This window comes from Pseudotabrizicola sediminis (assembly GCF_004745575.1).
In the GTDB taxonomy this organism is placed as follows: Bacteria; Pseudomonadota; Alphaproteobacteria; order Rhodobacterales; family Rhodobacteraceae; genus Pseudotabrizicola; species Pseudotabrizicola sediminis.
Genome location: NZ_RPEM01000035.1, coordinates 1 through 7,909, shown reverse-complemented (window position 1 = coordinate 7,909; position 7,909 = coordinate 1). Strand labels below are relative to the sequence as shown.

Below are 7,909 nucleotides of genomic sequence, written 5' to 3'. Positions count from 1 at the left end.
GCACATCGATGCCGTCGGGGGGCGGTCACATCATCAGAGCCGAACAAACTCGAACGGCTTGATTAATCACTGGCCAATAGCTGAATAGACCAGTCGCGCGATCTGCCTCGCAAGAAACGGCGGCACGGCGTTACCGACCTGGACATATTGCTGCGTCCGGTTTCCGAGAAACAGGTAGTCGTCTGGGAAGGTCTGCAGCCTGGCTGCCTCGCGCACCGTCAGGCTGCGGCACTGCATCGGATCAGGATGGATGAAGTAGTGACCATCCTTCGAAATGTGGCTCGTGACTGTGGTCGAAGCCTCGTCGGCCAGTTGGACACGGAAGCGGTCATTGAAGACCCCGCTGTGCCAGTTGCGGTGATCAGGGCTGAGCACCAACGGGAAATCGGCGGCCTTTGGGCTATAGCCAAGGACTTGGCCGAACACCGCCGCGAACAGGTAGCGACCGAGATCCGAAGACATATGCCCGCGCGTTTCGTGCTGGGCTATCGCTCGCAAGTCCGACCTCTCCACCCATCGTAACAGCTCATCATTTGAGGTGCCATAACCCTCCGGCAGGTGTGACTTGGCCCTAGACATCGGCGATTCTGCCTTCTTTCGCTTTGCAACCACGGAGAATGCTTCGCGAAGCGCGCCGTCGCCCCCCTCCTTGCAGATCATGGCCAAAAGCTTTGCGGCGTCGACGACCTCGTTTTGCCACGACAACGCATCATCAAGCCCGCGGCTGATGCCACTACGCAGGGCGGGCATCGTTCCAATGACATCACGGACCGTCCGCGTCGTCCCGCAGACGGCGATCTCTGCACTAGCGGCCTTGCCCGCTAGGTCGGATCGGATCCCAACCATGATTACTCGATGGCGTCGCTGTGGAACTCCGAAATGTTCTGCGCGCACGATGAAGTCAGACGGCTTCGCCACCTCGTGCAGCCTAGCCCTGCCATCTTCGACCCGGACAGCGCGCAGTTCGTAGTGATGGCCATGGCCCTTGCCGAGCGACGACAGGTCATCCATCAACATCTCGAATACAAGGCGGCTCTCGACGGTCGAGGATAGCATACCCTTGACGTTTTCCATGACGAAGGCGGCGGGACGGAGCTTGTCAAGCACCCGGATGTATTCACGGAAAAGGTAGTGCCGCGCATCGTCCTCGGGCACATAGCCAACCTTGCCCCTCGCTCGCGCACGCCCCACCAGGGAGTATGCCTGACAAGGCGGACCGCCGATAAGGATTGTATCGTCGTATTCTGCCTTCAGCTTCTCGATGGTGCCATCGAGGGCGGCCGCCGCAGACTCTTTACCAAGCTCGAGAGCGCGCGCTTCGTCGCTTGCATGCTGCCACGCCTCAGCGTCGATGGCCGACCAGTCCGGTTCAGGAGCAATGCCGGCATGAAAGTCGATAAACTGTTCTGGCAGACCGCCATGGAGCACACGGTATTCGCGTAAGAACGCCCTCAGCGTCAGGGTCTGGTGAGCCGAGGCCTCCTTCTCGACCGAGATACCGATCCGGAACGGCGTGTGACCATCCTCGACAAGTGAAGCGAACCCCTCGCCAAGTCCGCCCGGGCCGGCAAACAGATCGACAATGCCGAAAGTGGAAGGCAAATCAGGCTCCTGACGAAATTCATCCAGCTGGTGTATACTAGGTTCAAGAAAGAAAACCAGGATGCAATGGCCGATATCGTTGATCAGCAAACCCGGTCCCTGATGATGTCGGGAATAAGGGGGAAGAATACGAAGCCCGAGCTGGCACTCAGGTGCGCCCTTCACTTCCGCGGCTTCCGCTTTCGGCTTCATTCCGGCAGGGTTCCGGGACGGCCAGACCTCATGCTTGCCAAGCATCACGCAGTCATCTTCGTGCACGGCTGCTTCTGGCATCGCCATGAAGGGTGCCGTTACGCCACCAGCCCATCGACCCGCCCCGAGTTCTGGCAGGCGAAATTCGCGGCGACCGTTGCTCGGGACAGCGCCGTTCGCCGAGACCTTTTGGAGAGTGGATGGCGCGTGGCGACGGTGTGGGAGTGTGCCTTGCGGAGGTCCGAAAAGGTGAGCGACGCGGTGAACACCCTCGAAGAATGGCTTCTGGGGAGCGGCGATCGGATCGAGATTGGTGCCGACGCCTAATCTGAACGAACGGTGAAATCGACAGCCTGCCCTCCTTCCCAAGTTTCAGCACACAATTCCCGCCCTTTAAGAATCCGTCCTTTGATTGGGTCAAAGGATGGCTTCTGGCTGGCGATCCCCAGCCCCGCCACTGCACGGCCTAATGCCTGCGGTTCATTGATCGCCGCCGAGTGCCAAGCCTGCTGGTGGCCGAGTGGCGGCTGAATTCGGAAGGTCGGGCCGTGGCATCTAAGTCAAAAAACCGGGCGCGACGTGGCGACCGTGCCGATCTTCCTGCCAGTGCCCCAAGTCAAGCTGCGCTAGCACCTAGAATTTGCGCGTGATGCAGAGCGAGCGATCGACGGCGTGCCCGGGCAGATCGTGGCAAAGTAGATGATAAATTCGGACAGGGTCTGATGCCCGGTTTGCGATGTTCGCTTGATGGTTGAATTGTGCATCGCTAGCCTGATTCCTGAAGTGGCCTTATTTGGGAGCAGCCAATGTCGCTAAAACCATTCGTTTTCGCTATTGCTTTGGCTGCAGCCGTTCCAGCTTTTGCGCAAGGTGTACCTCTTTCTACGGAATTGGCCGATATCGAACGACAGCTGACTGAGATCGAAGCGCAGGCGGCGCGCTACGACGGTGGCTTGATTCTGACCCTGATCGACGCACGCCGGGAAGCTCTTCTTCTCGCACGGACCTTGGTCGAGAACCGGATCAATGCGGAAGCAGGGGCGGCGACAATCGAAGTGACCATCCCGGCGGTCCAGCCCGACGAGGCGCAGGCAGCGCAGATCCTTGGCGAAATGGCCGCCGTTCAACACCGCATCGAAGAGGCTGAACGCGAAGCAGCATCCGGCGGCGGGCTGATCCAAGCGCTCGCACTCAGCCGCGCCGAGACCGAAAAGCTCACATCGGCACAGTTGCAGATGGGCTATCTGCAAGCAAAATACGGAATCGCATTCCCCGTCATGGTGCCTCGGCCCGCGACATCGGTGCCAGCCGCAGCCCCAGCGGCCGATACCACGACGCCGCCGGAGGGTGCAACGCAAACGGTCGAATGGGCGGATTCGCGTTTCCCAGCTATCGACTATGCTCTGGATCCGTTTGAACAGGCCAATCGGGACGAGCATCGGATTTCGGGCTGGTGGACCATTGAATCGTCGCGGGCAGCAGTGGACGACAGCCCGCAGGTCATTGCGCTGAACCATTCGCAGTTTCAGGCCAATAGCTTCATGGGCCAGACAGCCCTTGTCGCGCGTTGCATTGAGGGCGAGACAGCTTTGGTCTTCGTTCAGGAAGACTTCCTGATGAACGACTTCCAGCGCAATTCCTTTGAAATGACGCTCCGCATAGATGATCAGCCATCGCAGCAAGCCCGCTGGAACAGTCTAACCAATAACAAGGGGGCTGGCCTTTTCGGACGTGAGGCAGAAACCTTCATCCGCTCGATCTACGACGCAGACCGTCTCTTCCTTCGGCTTGTCGAGTCCAAAGGCCAGCAGCATGACGCACAGTTCGATCTGGCCGGATCGCAGGAAGCAATCGAAGCGGTTGCAGGTGCTTGCGGATGGACGACGCTGTCACTTTCCACGGACGACTACCGTGCTATTCAGACCCTCTTGAACGCTGGGGGCTTCGACGTTGGGACTCCTGATGGTCAATGGGGGCCAGCATCACAAACTGCCATGCGCGCCTATCAAGCGTCGGTCGGACTCCCCGAGACCGGTGCACCTGACCGGGCGACACTGGAAAGGCTCGGCGTCAATCGGTGACGACTGGCAACGCGGGTGGGTCGTTCGGAAGCGTCTATTGCGTCAGTCTCACCGAAAACTGAAACGATCAAAAGCAAGACTGTGCTCACAACCCGCGAAAACGTCCTCGCCGCGATTGCCGCCGCTTTCCGCGCTCAACTAGCGTGACGCAGCGTGACAGCTGCCCTTCGACTTTCATGTCTTCGGTTTCAGCCTCGATGGCGCTTCAATGCGTGGCCGTATCTTGAACCCACATGGGGCAGCCCAGATACACAATGTACATGCCATTCTCAGCGGGTTCCGTCTTCACGGTCGCCCATGCTCAATTTTCAACGGCAACACCCTTCCGAATGAGCGTATACGAATAAATGACTGCCCCGTCCCATTGGCGCAGCGTTTCTCCGCACAGATCACAGTCGGCGCGGTCCCTATCCCGCATCATCAATCTTTCGCACTTCTCGTGAAAGACTGCTCCGCACTTGCAGGTAATTTCTGTCATTTGGCCCACATATCCTTTGGATCTTGCCAGTCGGCATGACTTCGATTTCGCCCCATATACCTCAGAAATCTAATTGATCTCAGAGCTATTTTTGCAATTTCGCAACCTCGCTTACTTCACCGCCCCTCGAGGCCATCGGAGCTGAGATCGTTCGACGCCAACTCCGAAGAGAAGAGATCATATGTGCGCATTCCGACGTATCCGGCCGGTCGTTCCGACAACATCCGGTCAGCCATTCCGGGGTATCCGGCCACCTGAGGATCGTTGCCGCGTAGGCATGGTTTTTGATGTCAGGCTCTTTGGCCCTCGTCAACGCTTTCGGAGGGACCGCCCGATCTTCGCATCGAATGACCGTCCAGTTCGAGGCGATGCGCGTTGTGAACCAGACGGTCGAGGATCGCATCGGCAAAGGTGGGTTCATCGATGACGGCGTGCCATGCTGTGACCGGCAACTGGCTTGTGATCAGGATTGATCCTCGGCCGTGGCGGTCTTCGACGATTTCCATCAGGTCCCGACGTTGACCGGCGGTCAGGCGGTCGGGGCCCCAGTCGTCGAGGATGAGTAGGTCTGCCTTCACCAGGGACCGGAACAGTCTGGGGAAGCTGCCATCGCCATGCGCGAGTTCGAGGTCAGCGAAGAGACGGGGCAGCCTCTGGTAGATGACGGTGAGGTTGTCGCGGCAGGCCCGCTGACCCAAGGCACAGGCAAGCCAGGTTTTACCAACGCCGCATGGGCCGGTGATCATCAGGTTGCGGGCGTCATCGATCCAACGACCGGTGGCGAGCTGCTGGAATTGGGCCCTGTCCAGCTTGCGCGGCGTCCGGAAGTCGACGTCTTCGACGGCCGCCCCGACGTGACGCAGTTTTGCGCTGCGCATGCGGGTCTGGAAGCGCCGGGTGTTGCGGCTGGCAATCTCGCGTTCGACCAAGAGGCCAAGCCATTCGGCGTGGCCAAAAGGTCTGCGGTGTCATCCTGCTTGTTCAACTCGGCGAAGGCATCAGCCATGCCGTCGAGCTTCAGCTGGCGCAGTTGCTCCAGGGTGGGGTGGGTCAGCATCGTTTCTCCTTTCAAGGGTTCTGTCCGGTCAATGGAAGTAGCCGGGGCCGCGGATATTGCCGTGCTGGATCGCAGGCCCGTCCGCGGCTGGTTCGGGCCTGGTGCGATGGAGGTTGTTCTTCAGGATCGAATGCACGGATGAATACGATCTGGCGCCGATGATCAGGGCCCGCTCGCAGGCAGCTTCCAAGGCTTCCGGGCCGTGGGGCTTGGCGAGGCGCATGATGCCCAGACAAGAGCGGAAGCCCTGCTCGGGGTGGCTTCGGTCGCGCAAGATCACCTCAACCAGCGTCGCCGTGTTGGCCCCGATCTTCGCGGCCCAGGTCTTCAGACGCTCGGGCGACCATTCGGAATGCCGTCGGTGACTGGCTGGCATGTGATCCGGGATCGTCGTGTGCTGGCGATTGCCAGAGGTTCGGACATGGGCGGCAACGCGTTGACCCTGATGGAATATCTCGACCGTCCTAGCGGTGAGCCGGACCCAGACCTTCTCGCGCAAAAGGTTGTGCGGGGCAGAGTAATAGTGCTTGCCCACCTCGACGTGGTAGTCGAGGCCTACAGTGCATTGCTTCCATTCGGAGAAAACATACGGCTCGGCGGGCAATGGCTTCAGGGCAGATCGTTCGATCTGGTCAAATACCTCTCGGCGGCTCGCACCAAGGTGCCGGGTCACCCGACCATTCAGGCGATCAAGGAGGACGCGGATCGCCGCGTTTAGTTCGGACAAGGAGAAGAACTGCTGATTACGCAGACGTGCTGCAATCCAGCGTTCCGCAATCTGGACAGCAACCTCGACCTTCGCCTTGTCGCGGGGCTTCCAGGGCCGGGCGGGCACCACCGCCGTGCCGTAGTGTTCGGCCATGTCCGCATAGGTCCGGTTGACAGCCGGCTCATAGAAGCAGGCCTTGGTGACACCGGACTTCAGATTGTCGCAGACCACCTGTGCCGGAACGCCGCCAAAGAAGGTGAAGGCGCGACCATGCGCCCCGATCCAGTCAGACAGACTTTGGCTCCAACTCGCTTCGGCATAGGTCAGGTTTGATGCGCCGAGGGCCGCCACGAACAGCTGGGCCTGTCGAACCTCGCCCGTGGTGCCATCAATGACTGGCAGCGTCGCGCCCGCATAGTCGACAAACACCCGCTCCCCGGCCACATGATGCTGGCGCATCACCGGCGTCAGCCGTCCGGCCCATCGGCGATAGAGATCACAGAACCGGCTGTAACCGTATCCTTCCGGATGAGCGCCGCGGTATTCCTCCCACAGAAGCGACAGCGTCACGCCGGATCGCCGCAGTTCGCGGTGAACCACCGCCCAATCCGGCTGCGCTTCGACGAGGCGGCTCGGGCCGCCCGACGGGTGAAACAGCAGCGCTTCAAGCGCCGCATCCGTCATGTCGATCGGCAGCGGCCATGTCAGTCCGGCAAGCCGGATCCGCTTCATGTAATCCGTGGCGGTGCTGTGCCCGACGCCAAGGCTGGCGGCGATCTTCCGTGTCGACAGTCCGCCTGCATGAAGCCGCATGGCTTCCTTGATCTTGCGCATCGTCAGTCTCTTCATGGGGCCGCTCTCTCTGGTGAAAAGAGAAAGCCTAGCCCGCCACAGGACTGCCCAGCAGCGTCAGATCCTCACCCGCTCAGGGTGGCCGGATGCCCCGGAATCGGTGGCCGGATCAGATTGGAATGGGTGGCCGGATCAAATCGGAATCCCTGGCCGGATGGTCCCGGATTGCGCAATCATATGACCCTGCGTGACTACCAGCTCGGCGACCTCGCCTTCCACATGTCGAAACCCCGCACCGGCAACGCCAGCGACCCGGGCACCGGGAAGACCCCGCCCGTCTGTGTCTGGTTCCAGTGGCTCTGGACCGACAAGAAGGTCCGCTCGGCCTGGGCGATGCCTTTGTCGCTTCTGAAAAAGAACCGTGACGAGCTCCTGAAGTTCACGGACTTCAAGCCCGAGGACGTGATCATCGTGGCGGGCACCAAGGCACAGCGCACCACCCAGATGCTGTCGAACGCCAAGGTCTTTCTGATGGGCTTCTCATGCTTCTCCACCAACTGGGAGGAGCTCAAGCGGTACCACCCGGATCTGAACGCCCTCGCGGTCGACGAGATCCACATGGGCTACGGCGGGCACACCTCCCAGCGGACCCAGCAGCTCTACGACGCCATGGAGAAGATCAAGTATTTCCTGCCGATGACCGGCACCCTGGTCAATGGCCGGTTGTCGTCGGTCTACCCGTGCATCCAGATCATGGCCCCGAAGATGTATTCCTCCTTTGAGGCATTCCTGCTGACGCATGCCGTCGAAGACAGCAACGGCAAGATCGTGGCCTGGACCCGGGTGAAACCCATCGCTGAGTTCCTCAGCAAATACTTCGTCAGGCACAGCTTCGAGGAGGTCTACGGCAAGGAAGCCAAGATCGTCATCAACGAGCAGTGCGAGATGGATCCGGAACAGCGGCGGGCCTACGACGAGTTCGCCGACACTGCCCTGCT

5 protein-coding genes and 2 pseudogenes are annotated in these 7,909 nt (G+C 60.3%); 4 read left to right on the top strand and 3 right to left on the bottom strand.

Translation table 11 applies throughout. The features are described 5' to 3' along the window. Positions 1-66: 66 nt before the first annotated feature. On the bottom strand, positions 67-1,602 hold the full coding sequence (locus EEB11_RS19045; RefSeq protein ID WP_135434141.1) for a DNA cytosine methyltransferase: 1,536 nt from the start codon (positions 1,600-1,602) through the stop codon (positions 67-69). Positions 1,603-1,668: 66 nt separating this feature from the next. Here EEB11_RS19045 and EEB11_RS19040 point away from each other — a divergent pair, with 66 nt between their 5' ends. From EEB11_RS19040 to EEB11_RS19030, 3 genes and pseudogenes are all read left to right on the top strand, one after another. Next, on the top strand, positions 1,669-2,121 hold the full coding sequence (locus EEB11_RS19040) for a very short patch repair endonuclease (protein WP_135434139.1): 453 nt from the start codon (positions 1,669-1,671) through the stop codon (positions 2,119-2,121). Between the two features lie 33 nt (positions 2,122-2,154). Continuing rightward, a pseudogene (locus EEB11_RS20185) lies at positions 2,155-2,493 on the top strand (DUF6441 family protein); the annotation flags it as partial. 107 nt (positions 2,494-2,600) lie between these two features. After that, a complete protein-coding gene (locus EEB11_RS19030) occupies positions 2,601-3,875 on the top strand; it encodes a peptidoglycan-binding domain-containing protein (protein ID WP_135434137.1) in 1,275 nt (424 codons plus the stop codon). A gap of 768 nt (positions 3,876-4,643) precedes the next feature. Here EEB11_RS19030 and istB read toward each other — a convergent pair. After that, a pseudogene (istB, locus tag EEB11_RS19025) lies at positions 4,644-5,410 on the bottom strand (IS21-like element helper ATPase IstB). A 28-nt stretch (positions 5,411-5,438) separates the two neighbouring features. Then, on the bottom strand, positions 5,439-6,968 hold the full coding sequence (istA, locus tag EEB11_RS19020; protein ID WP_435531126.1) for an IS21 family transposase: 1,530 nt from the start codon (positions 6,966-6,968) through the stop codon (positions 5,439-5,441). 180 nt (positions 6,969-7,148) lie between these two features. Between istA and EEB11_RS19015 the strand changes: the two genes are divergently transcribed. Further along, on the top strand, positions 7,149-7,909 hold a 761-nt coding region (locus tag EEB11_RS19015), incomplete at its 3' end, for an SNF2-related protein (protein WP_135434133.1).

Coding starts and splice junctions, on each gene's coding strand:
- EEB11_RS19040 (WP_135434139.1), top strand. CDS start 1,669: ATGGCCGATATCGTTGATCAGCAAACCCGGTCCCTGATGATGTCGGGA.
- EEB11_RS19030 (WP_135434137.1), top strand. CDS start 2,601: ATGTCGCTAAAACCATTCGTTTTCGCTATTGCTTTGGCTGCAGCCGTT.
- istA (WP_435531126.1), bottom strand. CDS start 6,968: ATGAAGAGACTGACGATGCGCAAGATCAAGGAAGCCATGCGGCTTCAT.